The organism is Runella rosea (assembly GCF_003325355.1).
Taxonomy (GTDB): domain Bacteria; phylum Bacteroidota; class Bacteroidia; order Cytophagales; family Spirosomataceae; genus Runella; species Runella rosea.
Genome location: NZ_CP030850.1, coordinates 1,259,758 through 1,285,325 on the forward strand (window position 1 = coordinate 1,259,758; position 25,568 = coordinate 1,285,325).

General features: G+C 43.5%; 25 protein-coding genes. 2 read left to right on the top strand and 23 right to left on the bottom strand.

From position 1 onward, the window contains the following. Nucleotides 1-87 precede the first annotated feature (87 nt). The 3 genes from DR864_RS05410 to DR864_RS05420 all read right to left on the bottom strand — a co-directional run bounded on the left by DR864_RS05410 (nucleotide 88) and on the right by DR864_RS05420 (nucleotide 4,751). Nucleotides 88-2,649: a sialate O-acetylesterase gene (locus DR864_RS05410; RefSeq protein ID WP_114065997.1), complete on the bottom strand. Its 2,562-nt coding sequence runs from the start codon at nucleotides 2,647-2,649 to the stop codon at nucleotides 88-90. A 234-nt stretch (nucleotides 2,650-2,883) separates the two neighbouring features. Next, nucleotides 2,884-3,657, bottom strand: coding sequence for a pentapeptide repeat-containing protein (locus DR864_RS05415; RefSeq protein ID WP_114070161.1), 774 nt, complete (start codon nucleotides 3,655-3,657; stop codon nucleotides 2,884-2,886). Nucleotides 3,658-3,740: 83 nt separating this feature from the next. Next, on the bottom strand, nucleotides 3,741-4,751 hold the full coding sequence (locus DR864_RS05420) for a cyanophycinase (RefSeq protein ID WP_114065998.1): 1,011 nt from the start codon (nucleotides 4,749-4,751) through the stop codon (nucleotides 3,741-3,743). Between the two features lie 149 nt (nucleotides 4,752-4,900). On the opposite strand from DR864_RS05420, the gene DR864_RS05425 reads away from it, so the two are divergent. Further along, a complete protein-coding gene (locus DR864_RS05425) occupies nucleotides 4,901-5,875 on the top strand; it encodes a DNA/RNA non-specific endonuclease (RefSeq protein WP_114065999.1) in 975 nt (324 codons plus the stop codon). Between the two features lie 11 nt (nucleotides 5,876-5,886). Here DR864_RS05425 and DR864_RS05430 read toward each other — a convergent pair whose 3' ends face one another. Then, nucleotides 5,887-6,309, bottom strand: coding sequence for a secondary thiamine-phosphate synthase enzyme YjbQ (locus tag DR864_RS05430; RefSeq protein WP_114070162.1), 423 nt, complete (start codon nucleotides 6,307-6,309; stop codon nucleotides 5,887-5,889). Between the two features lie 1,441 nt (nucleotides 6,310-7,750). Between DR864_RS05430 and DR864_RS05435 the strand changes: the two genes are divergently transcribed. After that, nucleotides 7,751-8,041 carry a hypothetical protein gene (locus tag DR864_RS05435; RefSeq protein WP_114066000.1) on the top strand — a complete coding sequence of 97 codons (291 nt, stop codon included), beginning with the start codon at nucleotides 7,751-7,753 and terminating at the stop codon, nucleotides 8,039-8,041. A 39-nt stretch (nucleotides 8,042-8,080) separates the two neighbouring features. Here the strand turns inward: DR864_RS05435 and DR864_RS05440 are convergent, their stop codons facing one another. The 19 genes from DR864_RS05440 to DR864_RS05525 form a co-directional block, all read right to left on the bottom strand. Beyond that, nucleotides 8,081-8,320: a hypothetical protein gene (locus DR864_RS05440; RefSeq protein ID WP_114066001.1), complete on the bottom strand. Its 240-nt coding sequence runs from the start codon at nucleotides 8,318-8,320 to the stop codon at nucleotides 8,081-8,083. Nucleotides 8,321-8,404: 84 nt separating this feature from the next. Beyond that, nucleotides 8,405-9,616: a DUF6371 domain-containing protein gene (locus DR864_RS05445; RefSeq protein ID WP_114066002.1), complete on the bottom strand. Its 1,212-nt coding sequence runs from the start codon at nucleotides 9,614-9,616 to the stop codon at nucleotides 8,405-8,407. A 105-nt stretch (nucleotides 9,617-9,721) separates the two neighbouring features. Continuing rightward, nucleotides 9,722-11,170, bottom strand: coding sequence for a DNA primase family protein (locus DR864_RS05450; protein ID WP_114066003.1), 1,449 nt, complete (start codon nucleotides 11,168-11,170; stop codon nucleotides 9,722-9,724). Beyond that, nucleotides 11,167-11,448, bottom strand: a complete 282-nt coding sequence (locus DR864_RS05455; protein WP_114066004.1) for a hypothetical protein — start codon at nucleotides 11,446-11,448, stop codon at nucleotides 11,167-11,169. The genes DR864_RS05450 and DR864_RS05455 overlap by 4 nt, the downstream gene beginning before the upstream one ends. Next, nucleotides 11,438-11,638 (bottom strand): hypothetical protein, encoded by a 201-nt coding sequence (locus DR864_RS29765; RefSeq protein ID WP_162793565.1) that lies wholly within the window; start codon nucleotides 11,636-11,638, stop codon nucleotides 11,438-11,440. Before DR864_RS29765 ends, DR864_RS05455 begins: the two co-directional genes overlap by 11 nt. Next, complete coding sequence (locus DR864_RS05460) at nucleotides 11,628-11,975, bottom strand: helix-turn-helix domain-containing protein (RefSeq protein ID WP_114066005.1); 348 nt, start codon at nucleotides 11,973-11,975, stop codon at nucleotides 11,628-11,630. Before DR864_RS05460 ends, DR864_RS29765 begins: the two co-directional genes overlap by 11 nt. A 100-nt stretch (nucleotides 11,976-12,075) precedes the next feature. Then, nucleotides 12,076-13,497, bottom strand: a complete 1,422-nt coding sequence (locus tag DR864_RS05465) for a hypothetical protein (RefSeq protein ID WP_114066006.1) — start codon at nucleotides 13,495-13,497, stop codon at nucleotides 12,076-12,078. A 15-nt stretch (nucleotides 13,498-13,512) separates the two neighbouring features. Then, nucleotides 13,513-14,655, bottom strand: coding sequence for a site-specific integrase (locus DR864_RS05470; protein WP_114066007.1), 1,143 nt, complete (start codon nucleotides 14,653-14,655; stop codon nucleotides 13,513-13,515). A gap of 20 nt (nucleotides 14,656-14,675) precedes the next feature. Further along, complete coding sequence (locus DR864_RS05475) at nucleotides 14,676-15,227, bottom strand: helix-turn-helix domain-containing protein (protein WP_229599526.1); 552 nt, start codon at nucleotides 15,225-15,227, stop codon at nucleotides 14,676-14,678. 414 nt (nucleotides 15,228-15,641) lie between these two features. Then, the gene (gene mnmE, locus DR864_RS05480; RefSeq protein ID WP_114066008.1) at nucleotides 15,642-16,973 is read right to left on the bottom strand and encodes a tRNA uridine-5-carboxymethylaminomethyl(34) synthesis GTPase MnmE; all 1,332 of its coding nucleotides are present in this window, start codon (nucleotides 16,971-16,973) and stop codon (nucleotides 15,642-15,644) included. A gap of 2 nt (nucleotides 16,974-16,975) precedes the next feature. Then, the gene (locus DR864_RS05485; RefSeq protein ID WP_162793566.1) at nucleotides 16,976-17,176 is read right to left on the bottom strand and encodes a DUF4177 domain-containing protein; all 201 of its coding nucleotides are present in this window, start codon (nucleotides 17,174-17,176) and stop codon (nucleotides 16,976-16,978) included. A gap of 31 nt (nucleotides 17,177-17,207) precedes the next feature. Further along, entirely contained in the window at nucleotides 17,208-17,966 is a 759-nt protein-coding gene (locus tag DR864_RS05490; RefSeq protein ID WP_114066010.1) for a DUF3575 domain-containing protein, read from the bottom strand. After that, nucleotides 17,963-18,724 carry an LVIVD repeat-containing protein gene (locus tag DR864_RS05495; protein ID WP_114070164.1) on the bottom strand — a complete coding sequence of 254 codons (762 nt, stop codon included), beginning with the start codon at nucleotides 18,722-18,724 and terminating at the stop codon, nucleotides 17,963-17,965. The genes DR864_RS05490 and DR864_RS05495 overlap by 4 nt, the downstream gene beginning before the upstream one ends. A gap of 14 nt (nucleotides 18,725-18,738) precedes the next feature. Next, nucleotides 18,739-19,284: an LVIVD repeat-containing protein gene (locus DR864_RS05500; RefSeq protein WP_114066011.1), complete on the bottom strand. Its 546-nt coding sequence runs from the start codon at nucleotides 19,282-19,284 to the stop codon at nucleotides 18,739-18,741. A gap of 39 nt (nucleotides 19,285-19,323) precedes the next feature. Further along, on the bottom strand, nucleotides 19,324-20,541 hold the full coding sequence (locus DR864_RS05505; protein WP_114066012.1) for a metallophosphoesterase family protein: 1,218 nt from the start codon (nucleotides 20,539-20,541) through the stop codon (nucleotides 19,324-19,326). A 45-nt stretch (nucleotides 20,542-20,586) separates the two neighbouring features. After that, nucleotides 20,587-22,611 (bottom strand): OmpA family protein, encoded by a 2,025-nt coding sequence (locus DR864_RS05510; RefSeq protein WP_114066013.1) that lies wholly within the window; start codon nucleotides 22,609-22,611, stop codon nucleotides 20,587-20,589. A gap of 131 nt (nucleotides 22,612-22,742) precedes the next feature. Next, nucleotides 22,743-24,110: a glycoside hydrolase family 140 protein gene (locus DR864_RS05515; protein ID WP_114066014.1), complete on the bottom strand. Its 1,368-nt coding sequence runs from the start codon at nucleotides 24,108-24,110 to the stop codon at nucleotides 22,743-22,745. A gap of 118 nt (nucleotides 24,111-24,228) precedes the next feature. Continuing rightward, nucleotides 24,229-24,996: a 3-hydroxyacyl-CoA dehydrogenase gene (locus DR864_RS05520; RefSeq protein WP_114066015.1), complete on the bottom strand. Its 768-nt coding sequence runs from the start codon at nucleotides 24,994-24,996 to the stop codon at nucleotides 24,229-24,231. A gap of 119 nt (nucleotides 24,997-25,115) precedes the next feature. Further along, the gene (locus DR864_RS05525; protein WP_114066016.1) at nucleotides 25,116-25,565 is read right to left on the bottom strand and encodes a DUF3237 domain-containing protein; all 450 of its coding nucleotides are present in this window, start codon (nucleotides 25,563-25,565) and stop codon (nucleotides 25,116-25,118) included. Nucleotides 25,566-25,568 lie beyond the last annotated feature (3 nt).

Sequence of the window (25,568 nt, forward strand, 5' to 3'; positions counted from 1 at the left end):
CTTCCCGAAAATTGACCCGCAAAATAACATCATTTACCTAAACAATCCAACTGCTGATTCATTCTTTGTCAATTTTCATGCCAAGGATTAGGGTACAAACCAAAGCTTTTTGGTCAGTGGAATCTGATTCTCCCCTTGGATTCTCAGGAAGTACATGCCTGGGGTCAGTGAAGGGAATTTAAGGGACATAGGACCAATCAGCTCAGGGACAGACTCCTCATAGACCTGTTTCCCCTCGGCATTCATCAATTGGAGTCGGGCGTTTTTAACGTCTTTGTAAGTTTCTACGGAAAAGATTCCATCACGGCTCGGGTTGGGATAAACGCTCAAACCATTGTTTGCAAAGTCAAAAACAAAGCTATATACAAAAGACGGCAAGGAAGCACACGTATTTGAAGCATCTAAATCATAAAAAGCAACTACCGTATAATTACCTGTTTGTGAAGGCTTTAATATGTTTTGGGTTGTCACAGTGGTCTGTGAACCTCCTTCTTGATTCCATCGAAAATTGATGTTAGACAGATAATTCCCTTCGGCCGCTATCGCAAAAGGCCCAGCTTTGGTGATGATTGGACGAGCAGGTACGGGGTTTACTTCTACCGCAACTTCTTTTGAGGGAAGCGATTTACATCCCCACGTATCAGTCACCCGGGCAGTGTAGCGGCCCGAGGCCGTTACGGTCAACTTTTGGGTGGAATATTGTTCATTCCAAACGGTTGGCAAAAAAGAATCAGTTGATAACGTCACCTTGCTTCCTTCACAAAAGCGAAGTACCCCATCGGCGGCAATGGTTGGGGTCGAGGGTAAAGGATTGACCGTGACCGTCAAGGTTTTGGAATAAGCAGAAGCACAATTGTATTGATTGACCGCCCGAACCGCATAATCACCTGACTGTTTTATAACAATTGTACCCGTTTTTTGTCCACTGTTCCACTCCAATACCGTACTCGTTGATAAAACACTGTTCTCCTCTACTGCCAACGTTACGCTTTGATCGGCACAGAAAGTCAACGGTCCCTTGGCCGTCACTGATGGAACCGACGGAACGGGATTAACGGTCGCTTTTACGCTGCCCGAAAAATCGGACCAACATCCTTTCTCATCCTTGATTTGAACAGAATAATTTGCCCCATCCCCTACAACAATGCTTTGAGAAGTCGCACCATTGCTCCATCGATAACCCGCCGCTTGCGGAGTGGAAAACGCTACATTTCCTCCTTCACAAAACACTAAATTACCATTGGTAAGTATGGATGGAGTGGCTGGTTTTGGAAGCGCACGGCGGGTGTTGTCTCCCACACTGACGGAGCTTGAGTACATAAAATGGCCAAAGGCATCCTTCACTTTTACCCGATAGACGCCGTTGTTAGCCAATATTGTATTGTTTCGTTCGCCGTTATTCCAGCTTACTTCCGTAAAATTTCCCTCCGCAATGAGCTTAACCCGACTATCATCTGTACAGGCTACTTTAATAACCGGCAACAATAAAGGTGCGATGGGATTAGATTGGTTAAAAAAATTGGAATTGAGGCTTTGGTTCCACTGCTGCGCAAGGGTGGTTAGGGCATTGCCTTGCATGTGTACTCCATCAGGCCGGGGGATCTGAATGTTATCGGTTGAGGGGCCTTCAAATACATTGGACGTGGAATTAATGACGGTATTCTGGGCATTAATGACCGCTTTGGAAGCGTACGTATTATAAGAAACCTTCGAAACCACCCAACTGATGTTTTGCCCCGCATCGTTGCGGCTTTGCCCGATTACCTGTTGCAGATTTGAGACTATTTCAGATTCCGAGAGGTTGAATTGCGTATCTGATTCGCCCTGATGCCACAACACGGCCCGTACGCCCGTAAGCGAGGTAAATTGGCGCAATACCACTTTAAACTGTGAATAAGGAAGCTGATTTATATAAACTCCGCCCGTGTAGGGGTTGGAAGCATAGCCCGTCGAACTTTCGCGCCATGACCTGCTGGTGGTGCCTTCCAAAGCTACGTTATAAAATAGCACAGGCACATTGAAACGACTGACCAACAAATCTCCCAATGCACCCCAAGACCACGCAGAGTATCCATAAGGGGCAATATAACTGTCGGCATTTAAGTGAGAAAAGGTCGGTTCGGGCAACTCATTGGGATCAAATGAGGAATTGAGGTAATTAAAACAGCTCACCCGGTCGTCGTTGGCGGCAGGTGCTCCGTAATTTTGGATGCCGCGCGCGTTTGACTGTCCCGCAATCAAAAACACTTCTCCAATCCCAATTCGTTCTACTTCGGTACTGTCCGTTACTTTTCCATTTCTAATGACTCTGACTTTCAATTTATACCAACCGCCACCGCCCGAAATGGTCCCTGAATAGATGCCTCCTACGGGGGCTTTCTCCACAATTTGCCAGTTGGTCGCCGTTCCCTGTCCCGTAGCAAAAGGAACCAAGGCGGCTTCTACTTGATCGGGAATGCTTTGTTGGTACGTTCCACTGACCACAAACGTGGCCGAATTGTTCGCTGAACGTTGAAATACAAGGCGCGAGGTAGGGAAACTAATTCCTACTTGCGAAAAGACTGGAATGATAGCAAAGACAGGAAAAAATGCAGAAAACAGGCAACAACGTACTATACTCTTTTTCAGGCAATTGCGAACTCTTAACATCCTACACCGGGTAGTTATTTTCAAAATAAAAGTTTCAAATTTACGAAATCAGCTTGGGAGTACAAGCTTCTTAGGTACAAATACCCCTAAAATGATGGTTGTGTTGCACAAATAAGGGTACGAATTGAAATAACCTGGGGATTTAAATACACACAATCCCCCCTAAACAGAGGAAGCCTCCACTCAGGAGGCTTCCTCTGCAATGAAAAATAGAGATTAGAAACGAGAAAGAATCTATCGGGAAACGTACCGCTTACCGTTGGAATATTTAAAATCAACACTTCCGTCAAAATCTGCTTTGTCAAAAGAAGCACCCGCGTTAAAGTCCGCATATTTAAAATCGGCATTTCGCTGAAAACGGCTGCCCGCAAAGTTTACCTTTTCCTCAAATTCGGCGTATTTGAAGTCGGCATAATCGCGAAAACGTACCTCCTGAAAATCAGCTCGGCGGGAGAAATCAGCGTACTTAAAATTGGCGTAGTCTTCAAATCGGATGTTGGTGTAGAGGGCATCCTGCCGAAATCTGGCGTATTTAAAATTGGCTTGCTCGGCAAACTTACTGCCAGCGAAGTTGGCCACTTTTGAAAAAGTTGAGTACTTAAACTCACTGCCATTTTCAAAAGTACAATTTTCAAAGACGGCATTTTCACGAAAATCGGCCGAGTACGTTGTGCCACCGTCACCATTAACCTCAATGTTGAATATTTTGGTGCGGCTGCCATTTTCTTCAAGGCGTTTGTAGGCAATCACATCCCCTTTAAAGGTGCAATTCCGAAAAACCACGGGCACCTCTACTGTCGTTTTTATTTCTTCCCAGCCCTTTTCTTTTTTGATTTTTCGATTAGAAAGTTCCGTAAAATCTAAATCGCCAGTAACAACCACTCCATCGTACTGAACGGACTGATGTTTATCAATGGCTTGAAAAACTTCGCGGGCTGAGACTTGTTTTTGGGCGTAAAGCGCCGTGGCAGAGAAAGCGGCCAACAAAAATAATGATAAACGTTTCATTGCTGTACAGGCTGTTTTTAGATTGAATAATTGGTTTTGAGGGATAGATGCAGAAAAGCAAACATAGGTTGCATCGCTCTCCATTAATTTTCAAATAAAACACCGTTTTCTGCAAACCAGTATCCCGCAGTACCCGTAGTAAGCGGTTTCCAACGATTTAAATCAAACTTGCCAGCTCCTTCTGGAGTAGCGGCAATTTTAACGATGCTGACCGCTTGTTTTTTTCGGTTCCACGTCAGTTTTTTGCCTTCTTCGCAAGTCTCAGGCTTTCGAGAATCGGCCAATAGAAAATAAGCCGCCTGACTGCCAAATACGCGGGCAATGCCTTTTTCGTCGATACAAACTGACGTTTTTTCGTCCACGCCAATGCCTCTTGGCTTCTTTATTCCATCGGTTTTCATGCGCGCCAAAAACGCCAGATGCCGCCCGTATCGGCTACGGTTGCTATAATGTGTATCGGTGATGATATTTTTAAGCACTGGAATATCAATAAATCCACCGTTGAGTAAGGTCATTTTGGAATCATAAGGATTGGTGAGCGCCTCGACCGAGTTGATGCCGTCGTTGAGGGCCGCAAAGCTTACACCTCCCAAAACGGCGCAACCCGCACTCGTGCCACCCACGGGCGCTTTTTTGACGTGAATCAGGTAATTGATGGCATCTTCTACGGGTGTATCCTGCCAAAACTTCACATAATTCCCCTGGTCTCCGCCTGCAATAAATAATAACTCCGCCTGCCGAATCCGTGTGGCGGTGGCAGGATGGAGGGCCAATTCACGCGAATTAATCAGCAAAGTTTCAACAGAATTGACGCCTCCCAATCCATAAATAAAATCGTTATAACCTGTTGTACCGCTTGCCCTGATTATGACCACATCTCCACCTTTGGCGCGTTCAATCATCCACTTAAGCGCCTCCTTCACGTCGGTACTACCTCCGCCCAATACATAGCCATTGACGGTAGGTACGTGTACATCGGTCGTATCGCCAGTGATACCAATCGACGCTAGAACCGTACTTGTGGGAGTTTGTGCCCCAGAAATTTGGACAAAATTTATCCCTAGCAATAGAAACAAAGTAAATTTAAGCGGCATCGAAAATTAGTTTAAAGTATATAAATCTTAGGATAGCTATTGAGCATTAATGACCGACAATAAAAGCCTGAATTGTGGTTAAATTTGTTTAAAAAAAGAAAAATCAGACCTTTGAGTCTTCAAATTACTCCTTTGAAACTGCCCACGTTATGCGAATCTTCCGCTCCTCGGTCTATATCCTATCGGTATATTTATTGATTATTAGTTGTGCGCGTCAAAAAATAACGACTAACAACGACAGCATTCACTTATTGTTAGGCAATCCGACCAATGCACAGGCAAGTGAATCGACTCCCGATAACTACCTGATTGTTAAGCCCCAATATGCTTTGTCTTACAACCGGGCTAAGGGACATGCCAACTGGGTTGCCTGGGAACTATCGCAAAAATGGCTCGGCAGCAGCGACCGTCAAAATGATTTTCGCCCCGACCCTATTTTACCCGCTTCTTGGTACAAAGTTACGCCAAATGATTATACCAATTCAGGATTTGATCGGGGTCACTTATGTCCTTCTGCCGACCGCACCAATTCTGTCGACAATAATTCAAGTACTTTTCTGATGACCAATATGATTCCGCAAGCGCCCGAACTGAACCGCGAAGCGTGGGCGTACTTGGAAGAATATTGCCGCGAACTGGTGGCGCAAAAATACCGCCTTTTTATTATTTGCGGCACCTACGGCACGGGCGGCGAAGGCAGCAAAGGAACAATGAATAAGCTAGAAAACTCCGTCAATGTACCCGCTAGGGTGTACAAAGTCATCACGATTTTACCCGAAAACGGAACCGTCAACGACATCAACGCCAACACGCCCGTCATTGCGGTTGATTTCCCCAACAAAACAAGTGCATTACAGAATGCGGGTTGGTTTCGATTTATCACCACGACCGCCGATATTGAGAAAAAAACGGGACTTACTTTTTTTGCCAACGCTCCCAAGTCCACCCAAGCGAGCCTCCAAACCAAACGCTTTGAATTCACCAACGCTCCGCTAAATGTAGACACCAAATGCCGACAATACAACGGCCGACAGCTCTACATCGGCAAGAGCGGTGGGTGTTACTATATCAATTCCAACGGAAATAAATCGTACGTAGAGCGCGACCTATGCAACTGTCAATAAGCACATTACATTCATTCTCCCCAAGTAGTAATCAACAGATTGCGGGGGCCGCCGTCGTCGCGGTGTTCGCAGAGATAAATCCCCTGCCACATTCCCAAGGCCAAGCGCCCGTGTTGGATGGGTATCAATACTGAACTACCCAACAAAGCGGCTTTTAGGTGCGCTGGCATATCGTCATCGCCTTCATAATTATGCAGGTAATCAGGGTCATTTTCAGGAACCGCTTTATTAAAAAAGGTCTCAAAATCTTGGCGTACGGTGGGGTCGGCATTTTCGTTAAGGGTCAGCGAAGCCGAAGTGTGTTGAATAAACACCTGACACATTCCGACTTTCATCTCCCTCAATTGCGGCAACGCTTGCAACACCTCAGCCGTAATCAGGTGAAAGCCTCTTTTGCGTGCTTTTAAGCGTAGGGGTTGTTGAATGAAATTCATAAAATCCTCACCATTTTCAAGCCAAAACAAATACCTGTATGATTAAAACTACTAGAGATTATTAATATGGTATAAGACCTACAACAACTGTATCAACAATACCGCTAGATGTCATTTACACGGATTATAGCGACAAAATCACAAAAGATATTTAAACGGCATTTTTTACCTTTTCTCATATACTAATCATACTAATAGATAGGCAGTAGCTACTTGCCAAAATCTATATTTATTTATTTTTCAACAAATAGGGGTAAAAAACTGAGAATAGAATTCAAAGACGCTTTTTTAGACCCCAAAACGCAAATTTTATCAGTAAACACAGCGAGCAAAAGCCTTTTTGTTTACCATTAATAGTCCAAAAATAACACCTTTAAGTATTTATTATACCCTATAAAAACACACCAGGATATTTATTGGGTATAATTATATTCAAATATACACCATAAAACATGCTTTCAAAATCAAACTCTTGGGAGAGAGTAAAGGGGAAAATTGAAGTATTTATTCTAAAGTTCAATATCCTATTTTGTGGAATTGTCCTCTTTATTTCAGGAATTGTAGACTTACAACACAGCTGTGAATACAGCGGTTCTTTCTTATGTATTGCAGGATTGGCCTTGCATCCTGCCCCGTGGAAATCCTTAAACGATAAACTTAATTGGAAAACGAGTCGGCGTATTCAACTTACGTTGATTACAGGTTTAATCCTATTCAGAATCATTGCTCATCTTATGCATTTGTACTCAAAAAATCGATGATGCCAACTATCCTATCCATAAGCGAATTATTTTCAAGGTAACTCACCATAAAAAAGCATCTAAAATCCTGTAAAATACAGCTTTAGATGCTTTTTTGAATCTATTAACTTTGAAGGTTATTTGCCAATACAAAAAGTAATAAACATTGATAATCAGTTATTTACAAATAAAAGGTACAAATAAGGTACAAACACCCTTCAAGAACGCAAAAAAACAGCCCTTTTGAGGCTGTCTAAACATTGTTTTATCTGTTATTTGTAACTAAGCCAATACATAGCCCCCCCCCTTTATTTTTGCCGGTATTACGCATGAATGGGTTCACGGGTCAACGGCTTGAAAACGCTAAACTTTCCAATCCCCCCTCCCATACGGTCAATTTATTGACTACAAAAGTTAGGTTTTATTAGGTTGTACCAGCTAAAATATGAAGTTTTATCAAGTTTTAAGCCTCATTTTATGTGATAGGATACCCCCTAAATTCTAATATTGACAAAATACATACAAAAGGTAGGCATGGGTCAAACATTAAAAGGGGGTAAACTTTTACTCTCCCCTCTCTACATATCATTTTAAAAATTGAATTTTATTTGTATGCAGACTAAATAATAAGAAGTTTTGTGTAGTTTTATTCGTTTCTTCCTTTGTAAGATTTGGCTAGTTTTTTTATTTTTTATCAACGCATGGAATACTTTATTGTAACGTTAATTTATGAGTTATTAGATGTAGTAGAATATCCTGTCTATAGGGACTATATTGTAAATACAAATGACCAAATCATTATAGCTGAATTTTTGCAGTCCCCTAAGTATCAAATTGAGGGTTATCGAGTGGCGGGACTATTTAGCCTTTTCCCAATTGCAAAAACAACTGCTGAATCATTGTTAGCCTTGCAAAAGGATACCCCCCCTCCCTATTCGTGGGCAATATCGTATGCAAAAGGTAGGCATGGGTCAATGAATGAAACACTTTAAACTTTAACCCTGCCCCCCCTTTACAGTGTAAAAAACCCTCTACCAATCAAAAGACATACCTTCCCCATTGTTCATTTTGACCGCCTCCACCTTTGGCAGTACATAGGGCATAAGTTTGATTATAAACTCTAATTTATCCTTTGGTTCTAAGGTTTCTAATACATCGGGTATACTTTCTAACTGCTCCCCGATAACGTCCTTTAAAACGGCTCTAATCTCTTTTGTCATACGGTTGGGCGTTCCTTTGGTTCTGCCCCCTGTTTTTATTCCTGCTGCCATTGCTATCTATAATTGTCTATTTTAGAAAAAATTGTGTGACTTTCATTTATTTACTACGTCTAACGCGCGAAGATTGCTTAAATATTATGCTATAACGGGCTGCAATTCTAAGGTGTCAATCAACTTAGTCAACGCGGGGCTGTCATTAATCCAAAGGGCTTTCAGGTCACTTGCTCCCAGCGGTGGCGTACTTTTGGGATTGAGTCCCAAACTTTCGGGCGTATGCTCAATCCACGTAGGCACGTAGCCCACGGGCGCGGGGTCGTTCCATTCTTTCGGGTAGCCTAATCGGAAATCTTTGTAATGATACCGTGGTAAGTAGTCGGCCAAATCAAGCCCGCTTTTGCGCTCCTCATCGGTGGCTACTTGCTCCAAAAAGTCCGATACCTGCCAACGGCCTGCACTTAGTTTATCGGCTCTTTCTTTCCAAAGGTTGTACCCGTTGAGGTCAGGCCAAAGTATAACTTTACGGTTAGTTAATGCTTTGCAGCGGTCAGCGGTTAAATAAGACAAAGCACCCACGGCCAACCAAACGAAGTTAGGAAAATACATACTTGCTATAATGGCTGTCTTTGGGGCTTCTACTACACAAACTGTTTTGTTTGGGTCTGATTTCAAAAGATGTTCACCAAACAGACAACCTACTTTGTTTTCTTGGTTGAGGTAATTTGCTAACCAAGTGGGCGCGGGCTGTTGTCTTTCCAAAATAGAATGTACCCACGTGGTACGGGTTTTGGTTTCACCGTTGGGAAGCACGTCTTTGATAGTGTGGCCTGTATGGTCAAAACACTTAATTTGTCCAGCCCTTACATTTGCGTTTAGGTCAATGTACCAAAACACCGTTGAACCCTGCCAGCGGCTCGACGTCCCAATCTGGTAACGCTCTGTTACTTGCTCCACGTCGGACGCATCAAAAAGATTCTGCAAGTACTTCACGAAATTATTTTGGCGGTATGCCTTCAAACTTGCCTCTTTTACCTCACTCGGAATAAATACGGGTGGCGGTGGTGGCTGTCGCTTTATAAATGGTTGCGGCCGCGTGGCGTACCGTTTCCAATCAGTAGGACGTTCCCCGCGTTCCTGCTGCCAAATCATTTTAGCGTACCCATCAGTATAGGGATTTAACTCATAGCCGCAATTATTCACCCGTTCGCATTTGCCATACTGTGGTGGTAATTGTTCACCTGTGGTGGTGTCAACATAGGGTGTAAACGTTCGTTTGTGGTCACAACTCGGACACGTCACGCGGTCGGACGGGCTTTTGTATCTTTTGAATTGATAGCGATAGTCTGACATTAGAAATAATGTTTTATTTCAGACTCACTTTACTAACATTACTAACTCTTGTAAAAAAAGGTGTGAGTGATGTTAGCGAAGTGAGTCAAGAAAACAAAAAGCTTTTTAGATAGGTAAACCTTTGGATATGGCAACAAACGGCAGGTTCCTATGCTTACCGACTAAAAACCCCAAACCATCAAAGCGTTTTATTACTTTCTTGCTTGATAGCGGCACAATTCCGTTTTGCTGACAGTATGTCCGGTACTGCGGGTATATCTCCTTCAAAAAGATTTTTGACAGCGGGTCTTTTTCATAACCTTCTTCTTCTGAAAACATCGCTACGCTATCCGATTCTTTTCGGTAAATCTCCAACGCATCGCGGCTTGCTTCGGCATTGGTGAATCTCCCGTTTTTCATCAGTCTATCCAGCCCAGCTAAAACCCAATTAAATACGCCTGACAGTTCGTTTTCGATAATTTTTGCAGCCAGTAAAGGGTCGCGTTCTTCGGTGGGTATTGTCTGCGAAAAAGGCACAATCAGAAAACGACGAAAAAAGGCTTCGTTCACTTCGCGCGTCGGTGGCAGTTCGTTGGCATTGAACGCCAATTTGCAATGTATTTTCACAATAAAAGAGTTTCCATACTTGCGCCGGATTCGGCTTTGTTCGTTGGATACAATCGTTTTAAAGCCGTCGTTCTCCATTCCATTGGCTCCGATTTCCGAACCATAACAAAGCAATTTATCCACCAACAAAGCGCGGTTATGCTCTTCTTTCAAATCGCTGATTGACATCGTGGTTACGTTGTCTTTACCCATCAGCGCGTTGATAATTTCAAACATGACGCTTTTGCCGTTTGCTCCTTCTCCATAGAGAAACAACGCCTTTTCCATTTTCAAATGTTTGGTAAATGTCCAGCCGAAAAATTCAGCAAGTATCCATTGTAAATCTTGGTCGGGCAAACAGCGGTTGAGGTACTTCTCAAACATCGGGGCTTTGGCCTTTGGGTCATACACAAAGGGTAATTGGTACGTCAAAAAATCGTTAGGGTCAGGCTCTCGCAATCGGTAGCCATTGGCTGAAATTTCAAGAGTACCGTTTTTGACATTAATCAGAACCGTTTGCTCATCTGTGACGGGTTCGGGCAATTGGGCAGTTGCAAGAAACTGTTTTCGTAGCTTTTCCCTAAATTCAAAGTGTTCGGCTTCCAGCGTTGGCGTTCCCATTTTGGCCGCTGCTTCTCCTAAAAATCGCTCAATAGATTTACGGTCAACTTCCCGCCAAAAAGCGCCGTTGTAGAGGTATACTGCATCAAAGCGCACACATAAAGCCCATTGATTGACTTTAGCTAAATGCAGGGCTTCCCGTACTACCAACACCACAAAATGTTTTTGTTTCAGCCCTTCCATTTCATGCCCTTCAATTTCGGTGACTCTTTCAAAAAAATTAATATGCTTTACCTGCTCTAAAAGCTTTGCAAGCAGTTGTTTATGCGGTACGGCTTCAAAAAGCTGTTTTTCTAATGCCTCCACGTGTCTGTGGAGGTCATTAGGATTAAATGTATTTTGTATCATAGCTGCGGCTGTGAAAAATTTATAGGCAATTGAATCGGCTTCAAAAATTTACGTTTGTCAGTTGTGACAAATTGGACATTTCTTTCCCGGCTGATAGGGCAAATACCTAACTGTACAACTTGTAACAATCCAAGTTTTTCGTACTTGCTCTTATATCTACAACCGTCAGCACGTGAAATGCCTGTTTGTTTCTCAAAGTCGTAAATACTCGTTACATGAGTTAAAAAGAACTCATAGAATACCGTTTCACCTGATTTCTTGTGCTGATTAGTTGTCATACAAAGCCCCTCCCTTAGCTGCGATATTAAGAAGTAAGGCAAGCATTTCAGGACTAAGTGTGAAGCGTTGCGCCAATAGTTGAACCGTCGAATAATTCAACTTTTCTAAGTAAGAAACGGCTTTTAAAAACGCCAAAACATTCGTATCTTTGGCATAGCTTCTTTGGGGGTGGAGTGGATTAGTGTCCATATTTCACCCCCTTTCTTTTTACGTAGTTATTAGCTTCGGCGACAGTTTCCGCATACGTCTTTTTACGGCCTTCTTTTAACCAAAGGTCAATTTCGGATTTTAAGAAGTACAATTTTTTACCCCGCTTGTGTACCGGTATTATACCACTATGCACCCAACCGTACACGGTAGGCTTAGTAGCCTTTTCAGGTAAATAGGCGCACAACTCCGAAAGGTCAAACCATCTGTCAGGTTCTTCGGGTTGCGATTTTTGAAGTAATAGGCGTTCAATACTTTCCAGTTTATCGTAAAGCTGGATTACGGCCTGTGGCAGTTCATTAAATGTTAATTGTTTCATAGCAGTAAGTTCTTATGTTAAAACTTGCTGCGAAATTATAGGGGTGTTTTGTGCCGTTACAATGCTGTTTTCAATATTTATCTATAACAGCACAAGGATGTTAATATTTTCTTTGTTTACGTTTTGTAGGCTTTTCTACTATTTTAATTTCTTTATTTATGATTTTAATTAATGGATTTTCGCATGAATAATAATCTCTTGAGATACATTTTTCAATATAATCAGGAGTAAAAGATTTTATCTCACCTCTATGTTTGTAGTTAAAATTATCAATTATCCATTTCTCTAAACCTTTCTTATCACATCCAACAATAAATTCATATTCGTACAATTGCTTAAAGAGATTAGCCAAGCGATTACCATTACTTAAAAAAAATAATTTTCTATCAGCATTATTGCCATTATTTAAAATTCTTTCCAACTCACTTTTTTCTGCATCTTCTTTAAAATAAACTTTCAGAATATTAATTATTTGGGTAATTACTTCGTTGCGAAAAACAAACACTTGTTCAAATGCTTTTAATTCAGGTTCTTTGACTTGTAGTGGTAAGTGCTTAGTAGATTCTAAGCTTTCCCTATCAACTTCGGCATCCAGTATCGCTTTAACTTCGCTTATTTTTTTCTCTCGTTCTTCTTCACGCAGGCAAAACCTTTTTTCGGGGGTCTTACCTTCGTATGATTCAAAAGCATATTCAATTTTAAAAAAAATAACATCATACCATACCCCTTTAGGCTGATAATGGTATCCCCCAACAAATTTTAAAAACCATCCATAAAGAATATGTCTAACCTCCTCGTTAATTGGCATCGTTTTGAGGTTATCAGTAAAAGAACGAACACTATTCTGGCTTTGAAAAAAAATCTCTCTTTGCTTCCAAAACAAGTTCATAAAAGCCAATGGCTCAATAAAACCCGCTCTTTCCCCTGCCTGAAAATACTTTTTGATTGGAAAAACAAGGTGTTGTTGTTCCATCGTATTTTCTAAATTATGGTAAAAGTCCCAATCGTTATTTGTCGCAAACCCTTCAAAGTCTTTTGCTGTGTATTGATAGCTTTCGGGCAAAGGTTCTAACGAAATTAACTTATCATTGAGGTTCTTTGGTTGGTTTATATTTTGACAATATTCTTTTTCGAGGGTATTCCCTTCATACCTTAAAAAAGCCTCTGAAAGTAAAAGTAAAGTCGTTTGTAACTGTATTCCATCAATGTTAGAAACAGGCAAAGGATACCCGCCGTAAAACTTCAAGATAAAACAGTAAAGTACGTGTCTCTGTTCGGCGGTCAATGGAAGTGCCTCAAAATGTTGTAAAGTACTGTAAGGCTTATGAGCATTATTTATAAAATACTGTAATTGCTCCCAAAATAAGTTCATAAATACCAATGGCTCTAAAAAGCCTTTTCTTGCACCTGATTCAAAGTATTGTTCAGTTTCCAGCACGAAACTTTGATTTCTTATATTTTGGGTATTATAGTAAAAATCCCAATCGTTGTTTGAAGAAATACTTTTAAGTTCTTTTTCCATTTATGCTTTAATGTTTTACAAGTCCAGTTTTATTTTGTCGGCTGCGCTCCGTTTGGTTTGGTCTATAATCTTAGCGTAAATCTGCGTTGTTTTCAATTCACGGTGTCCGAGTAGTTTTGATACGGTGTAAATGTCTGTACCGCTACTAAGCTGTAAAACGGCATAGGTATGGCGAAAACAATGGAAGGTAATCTCTTTGGTTATACCTGCGTTTAAAATCCAGTCTTTCAGGTGTCCGTTTTCATAAGCTGAGTATTTCAACCCTGTAAATACTTTTTGGTCAGCTTCTCCCCTTTCGCCCATCAACCCGTATGCCTGTTGAGAGATAGGCAATACTTCCGTACCTTTCGTTTTTTGTTGGGAAAACTGAATAAAGTATCCTTGCCCCTCAATGGCTTCAATCTTACTCCAAGTAAGGTTTTGAATATCTGAAAAACGCAAACCCGTCAATGCCGAAAACAAAGCAACTTTTTTCATTAGCGGGCTTCTGCACTCAGTTTGCACCAATCGGTTTAGTTCTTCCAGCGTCAAATAATTTCGGTGGGTTTCCAGCGGCTTTATTGACGCTACCTTTGCATTAAGGTCATAAGGCAAAAACCCGTCATTGAACCCTTGCTTTAAAGCTGCTTTGAACTTATTGAAGTAGGATAATGCTGTATTTTGGGATAGCGTTTCTTTGTCGCTCCTGCTACTTTTAGCAGTCATCAAATAATCTTTGAAGTCATTACAAAAGGGTTGGTCGAGTTCGGCAAATTTCAGCGAACCTTTGGTAAAATCTACCAAATAATGATAAGCAGATACCCAATTGTCATGGTTTGAACCGTAACGTTTGGCAGTAAGCTTTTTAAAATACGCCACAAAATCCTGCTGCCCCTTTTCCTTTAGTTTGAGTTGCTCTTTCTCATAATCCGTATAGATTTCGGGCTTGTTCAATTGGTTTTCTCGCTTCTGCTTTATCTGTTCCCCTAAAAGCGTTGTTTGTTTATTATGCTCCTTCTCTGTCAGGCTTTTCGGTTTTTCAAAGATATAAATACCCAAAAATTCGCGTCGGGTAGGCTCACCGTTTTCGGGGTGAGGTATCGGTGGGTAAAAATCCAGATAGAGGCTCTTACGCCCCTTAGAAATAGGTTTTTGCCGTAGTGTTACTTTGGTTGTCATGGGTCTTTTACGCTTTGGGGTTATACTCCTATTTCAAACAGTTCGTCAAAGTGTCGCTTTGATATTTTCACATACTTACCTACCCGCTGCTTTGGTATGTTATTATCGTACACCCTGCCATAGATTTGGTCACGGCTTATGCTGTATTTGTGCTGTATTTCTTCTACCGTGTACCAGTCCGTAATGCTGCTTACATCGTTGCGGGTCTGTTTAAAGTAGCGGTCAATGTGAGGCTTGGAAACCAGTAGCTTACCGTTATGTACCGTCTTAGGTATGTCATTCTCTTTTATAATGTTGTTCAATCGCCCATATTTGACAAAATACTTTTCTTCAATCTCTTTGGCCGTGTAAAATTCGCTGACGGGTTGAGGCTCTTTTTTGGGAGTTCTGACAAAAGGTTGGTCAAACAGTCGGTCAATATCCGAACGTCTTACGATTGTCTTTTTCTCTTTGAGATTTACCGCGTGAAGCTTACCGGAGTTAATGAGTTCATAAACGGTTTGCCGTGAACAACCTATCAATTTTGAAACCTGTTGTACGCTTAAAAACTCCCTCACTTTCAGAACTTCCATAGGCTGGGTTCTGATACGCTTAGTTTCCTGCTTGCTTGCCTCAACCTTTATGCCCCTTGCTTTTGCTTTATACGCACGTTGGGAACACTTATGACTGCAATACTGCGTTACCGTTGTTCGGGCTGTAAACTCGTTCCCGCAATATTGGCAGATTCTTTGTACCTCAATAGTTGAACTCATTTTGTACAATAGTGTAATAAAGTGTTTAAAAGTGTCCGGTAATTTCTCCAATTATTCATCATCCGGGATAAAAAATCAGAATTTAGAGGAATGAGGTACAAATGAGGTACAAATATAATCGTAAAAAACCAATAACAAAACACAACAACAATAAGGTGTATACGTAATAAAAGCCCTTAAATCAGGGCTTTATATTATTTTCCTATACGTTTACTATTTGTACTTTTTGTAGGGTTACTTTCCAATACAAAACTTACTGAAAATATTGGCCAGCAAATCGTCGTTGACGATTTGACCCGTAATTTCTCCCAAATGGTGCAACGCCACGCGAATATCCTGCGCTAAAAAATCACCCGTGATTCCCATTTCCAATCCATTGAGCGCATCGGTCAGGGCTTGTTGGGTTTTGACAAGATGATCGTAATGGCGTAGATTCGTTACGACCGTATCGGTTTTCTTCTCGTCATACACGCGTTGGGTAATGGCTTTTTTAAGCTCTTCAATTCCTTCTTTTTTCTGCGCCGAAATCCGAACGAAGCTATCATTTTTTACCTCAACAAAGGCTGCGCCTAAATCCGTTTTGTTTTGCACCCAAATGGTCTTGGCATCATCCGCCAAGGGCGCAATTTGGGATAAGGTTTGTTGGCTGTCAAACAAAGCAAGCACAATATCAGCCTTTTCAATCGTCTGCTTAGAGCGCTCAATACCAATGGATTCCACAATATCCTCGGTTTCGCGGATACCTGCCGTATCGATGATGCGAAACTTGACACCGTTGATATAAAGAACATCCTCAATCACGTCGCGCGTGGTGCCCGCGATGGCCGTCACGATGGCTTTTTCTTCGTTCAAAAGGGCGTTGAGCAGGGTCGATTTACCCACATTCGGCGCCCCAATGATTGCCACGGGCACACCCTCTTTGAGCGCATTGCCGAAATCAAATGATTCAATCAACGGTGAAATGGCCGTTTGTAAGCTGATAATCAATCGCTTGAGGTCGTCGCGATTGGCAAACTCCACATCTTCTTCGCCAAAGTCCAGTTCGAGTTCCACCATGGAGGCAAAATGAATCAATTCTTCACGAAGAGAGGTCAATTTCTTGGAAAAACCGCCCCTCAATTGATTCAACGCTGTGCGGTGGCTCGCCGCCGAATCGGCCGCGATAAGATCGGCAACGGCTTCGGCCTGCACCAAATCAAACTGACCATTGAGAAATGCCCGTTGGGTAAACTCTCCTGGGCCCGCCAAACGCGCCCCCGCGCGAACCAACAGTTTTAGAATCTGGCGAATGATGTAGTCGGAGCCGTGGCAGGATATTTCAACGGTGTCTTCTTTGGTAAACGATTTGGGCGACTTAAAAACCGCTACCAGCACTTCATCGACGATAGTTTCACCGTCGCGAATGGTACCAAAATGAAGCGTGTGCGTTTCCACTTTTCGGAGGTCTTTTCCCCTAAAGATTTGGTTTACCACCTCAAATGTCCCTTCTCCCGACACGCGTATCACTCCGATGGCGCCCACGCCCGAGGCCGTGGCCAAGGCGCAGATGGGTTCTTGTTGTAGCATGTTTAAAACTCACTTAGTCGTTTAAAAATAAACAACAGCTTTTTAGTTGCACCATTGTACTCGTTGGTATCCAATGAGTTAAGCAACTCCCATCCATCTTCTCCCATTTTATTCAATTGGGTTTCGATGTCTACGGCGTCCAATTTCGTCCCCCAAAAGCCACCTGGCTTAAATTCAATTACTTTATATTCAAATTTTGGCATTGCTTTTTCTTTTGATAAATACGCTTTCAAACTAGGGCAAAGATACGCTTTTAGGCTTTCTTGGCCTAAAAGCATAGCCCAAAGCGATCCCAGCCGACAGACCAGGCATGGTGCCGTAGTTGCCAGGTTGATTGGGTCGAAGATTTAAGAAATCACGTCTAAGCAAGTTCAAGGATGTCTCATCTAAATTATTTTTCACCATTAATCCTCTGACTCCCAATCCCGCATAGATTTCTATCGCCATTTTCTTTTGGGTAATCAACACGTAGCCCAATTTAAAATGCCCCGCCGACACCAACCGATGCGTACGCACGGCTACTTCCTCAAAATAGGCACAGCCTCCCCAGGTATTGCAATCACGGCCAACGGCTTGGAGTTGGTCCGTAGTCACGTTTTTATGAAAGTATTCAAGGGCCGCAAAAAAGCTGCCGTTGGTAGAAGACATATCGGAAAAATAATACCGAATCTGACTCCGAAAACGCCACGTTTGACGGTTGGGATATTGGTCGCGTTCGTAGGAATAGACATTGAAAGAATTATGGCCCCACCCTATTTCTTGCTGAACGCTCCAACGTTTGGGCAACGGCACTTCAAGACCTAAGGTAAAGGTATTGTCGGGATCAATCAACGTACTCGGAATTGTTTTTAGAATAGCCTTCGGCAACGGAATGACCTGCGCAGAAAGCGTTGAAATTGAAGCAATTATTCCCACGAAAAGAAATAAATACCATTTCACAAAAAAGAAGTATGCTTTGCTTTTGAGCCGTTGCGGGGCTTTATATTTCATCATGGCTCAATGGAAATTTTGCTCAGCAATTCCAATTTTTCTCCCTTTTGGTAGCGGTATTGATAAAAGCCTCCTTCGCCCGTTACGAGCAGGGTTTTAGTAAGTGGAATCACGTCAAAGGATTTAACATCTTTGAGCGTTTCTTTCAAAACGGGCTGTTCTGGTTTTGAAATATCAAACACTTTTAATCCATTATTCCCCTCACAAACAAACAGTTGTGTTCCATCCACCCCCAATCCATACGGACTTTCCATCGGTTGGGTATGCACCAAACGAGGATTCTTCAAATCCGACACGTCGACCACATCCAAAGAACTCAACGACGTAAATTGACGGCAATTTACGCCTGCTCTCAACGTCACATAAGCATACTTTTCCTGAACCACCACGGGGTCACAGCTCTGAACGTGGGTATAACGCGAAAGCAACGAAGGGCTGTTTGGTTGTCGATTGTCAAAAATATACATGCCATCACTGGCGCCGATGAAGAGGTTATCCCTATACGGAAAAATCGTTTCTAATCCGACGTTCAGCATTACGTAATTTTTGGCCACGGGGTTGTCGGGCGCACTGATGTCATATACTTGCAATTTATCGGGCAAAACGCAATACAGGGCATTGCCAACGATGGCAAAACGAGCCATCGAGCCGCCAATACCCGACTGGCTATTGGGAGAAATATCGGCACTTTTATCGCTAGAACAAGCCAAAACTAAACTCCAAATCGCCGCTACAACGGTGGGGTACAGTACCTTTTTCATGGTCATATCAGTTTTTAGCGAAAACATTTAGGACGCTTCATTGTCACTTTTTCCCAGCCCATCACCACTCCCTTGGTTTCATCCACGCATTCAAAATAAGCGTTGAGATAAGGGGGATAGGATTGGGCAGGAAAGGCGTTTTCAATTCGCTTAATCAACCGAACATTGGTGGGGTCAGCAATGTTGAGCACTACAAAATCCCGCCCGTTATCGGCGTACATCAGGTTTCCTTTTACGGCAATGTCCACATTACCAGGAATTTTAATAAACGAAATCTTTTGGGGGGCGGCGGGATCCGCATTGTTGAGCAAATGAACGCCTTTGCCCTGTTCATTGATAAAAAGATAACTTCCTTTCACATAAATTTTCCCCGGCCGTCGGAGCGCCTGCGGCGCTTCGGTGCTTACTTTTCGCATTTCGTCGGTGCTAAGATAAACGGGACGGTAGCCTTCTCCCTTAAATACTGGTGCACCCGGCGGAGCAACGTCATCGCTCACTTCGGAGATACAACCCAGCAACCCAAAGAAAATGATAGTCAAGAGAATAAAACTTGGTTTCATAGTGTTTATTGGTTGATTCGCGCTGAACAAGAACGTATTTTATCCTATTTTATCAATCAAACCAGATTGAAGATTGATTCTCCAACTTTCACCCGTTACTACTTTATCTTCTACATCGCGGTACTCAATGGAGAGATTTTCTTGCTCAAATTTCAACCACGCAAAACCATTGTAGCCCACGCCAATTCGACGGATATTTTTTCTTCTTCGTTGGTCATAAAATAGAATAGCGTCAGTATCTACCCGCGGCGCGTCTATCTCGACCGGCATGCCGCCGTGTCCGATGCAGCGACCGTGAATGGGCAACCCTCCCACCTTTCGTTCTCGGTACCCAACCAGCCGATGCTCATGCCCCCATATCCATAATACAGGACGTAAAAACTCACCAAACAGTTGTCTTATTTGCCGCGCTGGACGCGGAAAAGATTTTCGAAAATTCGAAAAAGGGGGATGATGACTCAAAAAAATGATTCCGCGACGGTCGTCGGGGTTGTCAAGATGAAGTTGATTTTTTAGCCATTTGACTTGTTCTTTTCGTAAGTGGCAATCTGGGGGCGAAAGAATTTCGACAAAAGGGCGTTCCACCGAAGTATAGCCAGTATCTAAACCAATCACTCGCCAATAGTCATTTTCGAGGCAGAAAAACCCTGCTTTCTGTTCCCGAATCATCGATGCGTCTGACGGTTTCAACCCGTCGGATGCCGCATTAGCTTCGCGCACGCCCATCGTTGGCAAAAGCATTTTGTAAAACGCGGCTCCGTTTGAATACATTTCGTGGTTGCCAGCCAGGGCTAGGCTCCCCCATTTGCCACGGGGCCACGACGCTTTGGGGCTGATAAAATTATCGTGTACTTCAGACGGCGCACCCACAAAATAAATATCGCCTAAGTGAATCGAATAATCAGGTTTATGGAAGGCTACGACCGCGCCCACGCGGTCGGATTCGGGTGTATCTGAAGCCCAATCGGAGAGCAGCGCAATTTGGGTCGTTTCGTTTTCGACCTTCATTCTGTACACCCCAGTGTCGTCGCTGGTGGGGTAATATTGATACGGATGACGGGGACCAAAGCGGCTTTTTAGGTAATGATAGGCAAAACCAAAGATATTCAGCCATAAAAAATCGGTGAGCTTTCGCCCCGCATCGGCCTCCTCAAGGGCACTTTGAAATTGGGCATTTTGGGTACGCAGGTGGTTTTCCAGCTCAGAATGACCTACATCAACGTACTCTTTTAAATCTCGTTTGGGGGTATCAGGCATCTGACTTGTTTTAAAGTCAGCGAATTAAACAAAAAAATGCTAAAATCAAACCTTTAAAATCGTAAACTCCACCCGCCTATTTTTTTTACGGGTTTCTTCAATTTCATTGCTTGCTACGGGTTTGGTTGAGCCCCAGCCTTTCACCTGAAGACGATTCTCGGCAATGCCTTTGCCCACTAAATACTTTTTTACCTCTTTCACTCGGTTTTCAGAGAGTTCCATGTTGAGCTTAAAATCGCCTTGATTGTCGGTATGGCCCTCAATAAGCAGCTCCATATTGGCGTATTTGACCATCATTTCGGCGATTCGGTCTAAGTCGGGCAAGGCTTCGGTCAGCAACTCAAATTTACTTTGCTCAAACATGATTCCATTCGGCGTAATTTTCTTACCTTCTTTGATGGGAACCAACAAAATATTCCTTTTTATATCACGAAAACGTTTGTCTTTCGACAAATCCACAATTTCATCCAACGGAAAAAAACCATCCTTCACCGCACTCAAACGGTACGACTGCTGAACCGGCAAGATAAGTTTATACTCACCCGTTTCGGGGTCGTATTCAACTTTGGAAATGTTGGTGTTGTCCTTCAATAAATTGGTCAAAATTTCGGTCGTGACGGGTTTTCGGGTATCGGCGTCAATCACGCTACCCGATATAATCGCCACTGGCTCTGGGCGAATGGCGTTGTAAACCTTAAAACGAAATAAATCCTCCCCTCCCAAGGAGTTTTGCATGGAGCTTACGTAGGCATATTCTCCCGAAGCAGGAATACTCAAAAAACCATCCCATTGGGGAGTATTAATGGCGGGCCCCAAGTTTTCGGGCTGACTCCATTTGGTCCACGATTCATCCAAACGACGCGTCATAAAAATATCCCCACCCCCATAACCCGCATGCCCGTACGACGTAAAATAGAGCGTTTTGTTATCGGTTGCAATAAAGGGGGCACTTTCTACGTCAGCGGTGTTGATGATTGAACCCATGTTGAGGGGTTTACTCCACGAGCCGTCGCCTTTGACAAAACTGACGTACAAATCGCGATCTCCGTTGGTATCCTGACGCTTGACCGACATCACCAACACATTTCCTTTGGGCGAGAGCGTAAACTCAGTATTGTTCTTTTTGTCAAGGTTATAAATATCCTCAATCTTACATTCCACGGGTGTTGTCCAACCCGTTTTTGTGCGGGTAGATTTCGACAACCCAAACGTCATCGTACCATCCGGGCGGTATACGTTCATGAGGTACAGCGTTTTTCCGTCGGGCGAAATACTCACGATAGCGTTGTTGTCGGCATTATTGATGGGCGCCCCCATGTTTTGCGCTTCATTCCATTGGTCACCTTGTCGCGTAGCAAACCATACATCCTGATTCTCAGCACCTCCTACATTTTTTTCGTATTTCCCTCTTGTAAAAAAAATGGTTTTTCCGTCGGGCGAAATGATGGGAGCCACTTCCTGCGCTTTGGTATTTACACCGATGCCCAAATTCTCTTTGATGATTTCTTTGGGCGCATCTTTGAAAACATTGATTTTTGACTCAAAAGGCTTGTTACTTAACGTCAAGCCGATAGCATCTATCTGATTATAGCCTTTGACCCGGGCAGGATTCAGTGACACTTTCACGGAACTGATCAGCATCGTAGAATCTGGAACGTTTACGACCAAAACTCGACCCACATCAGCAGCGGCAGCCCCAGAATTTGTCCATACCGAAACCTCCTTTCCTGCCTCATCATAAGCATATACCTGCGTTATGCAGCCTTGGTTGAAATTTTCGACGATAAGAATCTGGCGTGCTTTTTGCGGCTTCTCAAAAGCCACCTTAATCCATTCTTCAACGTTGGAATCGGCGTTGTACGGAGACCATGCACAGGCACTTTCTCCAAAGGGAGGGATGGTATTGGGCGCTCCCAATACTTGGACGGCCCGGTACTCTTGCCCGTAGGTTTCTTTACGAAATTCGGATGAAAACCCCACTAATTTGCCGGCCCACTGAACTTCCTGCGCCTGACTCGTGCAAACCGAAGCTAGAACACACCACCACCATCCGATATGTTTGGCCATCATGAAGAGTTGAGAAATGAATTTATGGAGTAATTATGCTGTAAAAATAATCAAAAATCGTTCCGGAAATAGGTCCAATCTTCATACAACCATTCATTTATTGAGCATTTAGGGATATATTTACCTAATGCTTACTACTTTCTTCCCACATTGCCCAATAACAACAGCCAATCTTCATCGAGTGTTGGAGGAATAAGTTCGCGAACGCCTTGGGGTTTAAAATACCCGCCAATGAACCGATTATTGGTGCGTGGGCTTATCCATAAAGCCCTGATATTACTTCCGTTAATTTTTTCTACATTCACTTTAATCGTTCTACTTGAAGGCAGATAAATCATGGCCATTCGGTTATTCGGTAGTATAGATACCACCCCATAATCATCACTGCCGTACGTGCCGCGTCCTTCTACTAAGAGTTCAGAAGTAGTATCGGGACGAAAAAGATACCAAGGTAATCCGTTCATTATTTTTTGAAATAAATTCATCTGGGCCACGCCGGGCAAGTCAAGTTTTTGGCGCCAGTCCTCCCCAAAAGCCCAGACGGAACTTCCGTAACATTGTCCGCTTCCTCCCCCCAAAAGTGACCAATACGCCTGCCGACGTATCATGAGCGCATTGCCTACGTTTTCATCTTCGTACTGCGATTCCCCCAAGATAAACGCTTTTCGCGGCAATTTTTGGGTTTCTTTCAAAGCCACCTCGTATACGTGTGGCATATCAGAAGTCCACACGCCCTGCTTACCCCGAAAATACGTATAGACCATACTAAAATCAAGCCACTTTTCGGCAGGGAATACATCGGTACTTGAATGAGAACTTGCCGCGTGATAAGTCATCAACTGGGTTGGGGCTGTCTCTTTAATACCCTCGGCCATGGCCCGTTGCACAGCCTCCTCACGTAGCGGATCACGGTCGCCGCCCATAATCCAGAGAATATTGGAATGGTTGCCGAATCGACGACCAAGGTATCGGCCAAAATCGCGACATTTATCGACTCCGTTGGTGGTCTGTACCTCAAACCAATTCGTGCCGCAACAGCCCAGCCAAGCAGGCACAATCGCTACCAACAACTGCATCCGAGCCGCCATTTTTAGGATGTCGTCAACGTACGTAAAGTATTTTTCATTCGGGGTAGCAAAATCCCCCTTCCTTGCAAATGGAGCCTCTCCGTAAGCATTGGTCTGATTGGACTCAGGGGGCAATAATTGCACAAAAATAGTATTGAAGTGTTTAGAATGACGGTGTTCTAAATAGAAACGTGCCTCTTCCATTTTCAATTTATGAAATAATGTCCAGCCTGCATCGGCGTTCATTAAGAAAGCCTGACCGTTTCGATTTGTAAGGTAACGACCATCACGGCTGACTTTTAAGGGAAAAGCATTTTGGGTAACGTTAACCGCCGGAAGGGGCTTGGCTTTTTTGGTAACTCGCCGTTTTTTTTGGGCAAACAGGGAAGGAATCAACAACACTAAAAGCAATACTGTAAATAACGAATGTCGCATGGGGTAACAATAACAGGTTAGGGAGCGCCAAAACTACTAAAAAGCGGCTGTTTCTACAAAAGAGCCGCTTTTTTGAGCACTATTAGACATACCCCTAAGTTTCTCACCCTTTCCTATTTCATTTTGCTGCCATTCGTATCGCCCCATCTAAACGAATGACCTCACCGTTAAGCATCTGATTTTCAATAATATGCTTGGCGAGTGCCGCATATTCATGCGGCTTGCCGAGCCGTGAAGGAAACGGAACCTGCTGCCCTAACGACGCTTTTACCTCATCAGGCATTCCCATCAGCAGAGGCGTTTCAAAAATACCCGGTGCGATGGTCATTACCCGAATTCCCAACTTTGCAAACTCACGCGCGATGGGCAGCGTCATTGCCACAATTCCACCTTTCGAGGCAGAATACGCCGCCTGCCCGATCTGGCCGTCAAAAGCCGCCACCGATGCTGTATTGATGATGATTCCACGCTCGCCACTTTCTTCGGGTTCATTGTGCTGCATCACCGCCGCCGCCAAACGAATCACGTTGAAAGTACCAATGAGATTAATGGATATGACATTGCTAAAACGCTCCAGCGAATGGGGGCCGTTTTTGCCCACCACCCGCTCGGCGGGACCGATTCCTGCGCAATTGATTAGGCCATCTAGTCCGCCAAAAGCATCAATGGCCGTATCAATGGCATTTTGGACACTTTCGGGGTTCGTCACATCGGTATGTACAAACAGCGCGTTTTCGCCCAGCTCCGCTTCTGTTTGTTCGCCCACCGTGGAGTTTACATCGGCCAGTACCGCGTTACCTCCGTCTTCAACTATCATTTTGGCCGTGGCCGCTCCCAAACCCGAAGCGCCCCCCGTAATCAAAAATGTTTTCTCCTGAATTTTCATTGTTGCTGATGTTAAAACTTCTGGAATACAATTTAGTATAAATCCCTTAACCCATCATGCAAGCGTTTTGTTAAACCTTACATGGGGGCCTTAAATCACGTATCTACCTCAAAAATGTACTATAAAACCTCATACACCTGAATCAACACTTTATCTGGTTTGCGCACGCCCGTTGCCACAAAAACCGACTGCGTGAGCCAGGCGTAGCGGGGGTCGGCGGTTTCAAACACGGGAATGGAACGAAAATAATACTGCGACGGCAATACCTCTTCCCCCGCTGCTAGTCGTTTCATCACCGATGCGGGTCCTCGCCTAAGTCCCTGATTGACAATTGTTATCAACGCTCCGTCGTCGGTTTTCAGCACGTACCGCGCGTCTACTTCGGCAACTTCATCGGTCCGAATCAACTGCCAATCGTAGCCTCCTGACTGAATCACTCCCTTTATTTTTTCCCCTTCAAACGTCCCACCTTTGATGGGTATCATCCGACGATTTCCCTTTGGCGTATCTCCCAACACCTGTATTTCTGCCACTTCTACCCGCAGCTCAAAAGCGAATTTCAACTCCATTCT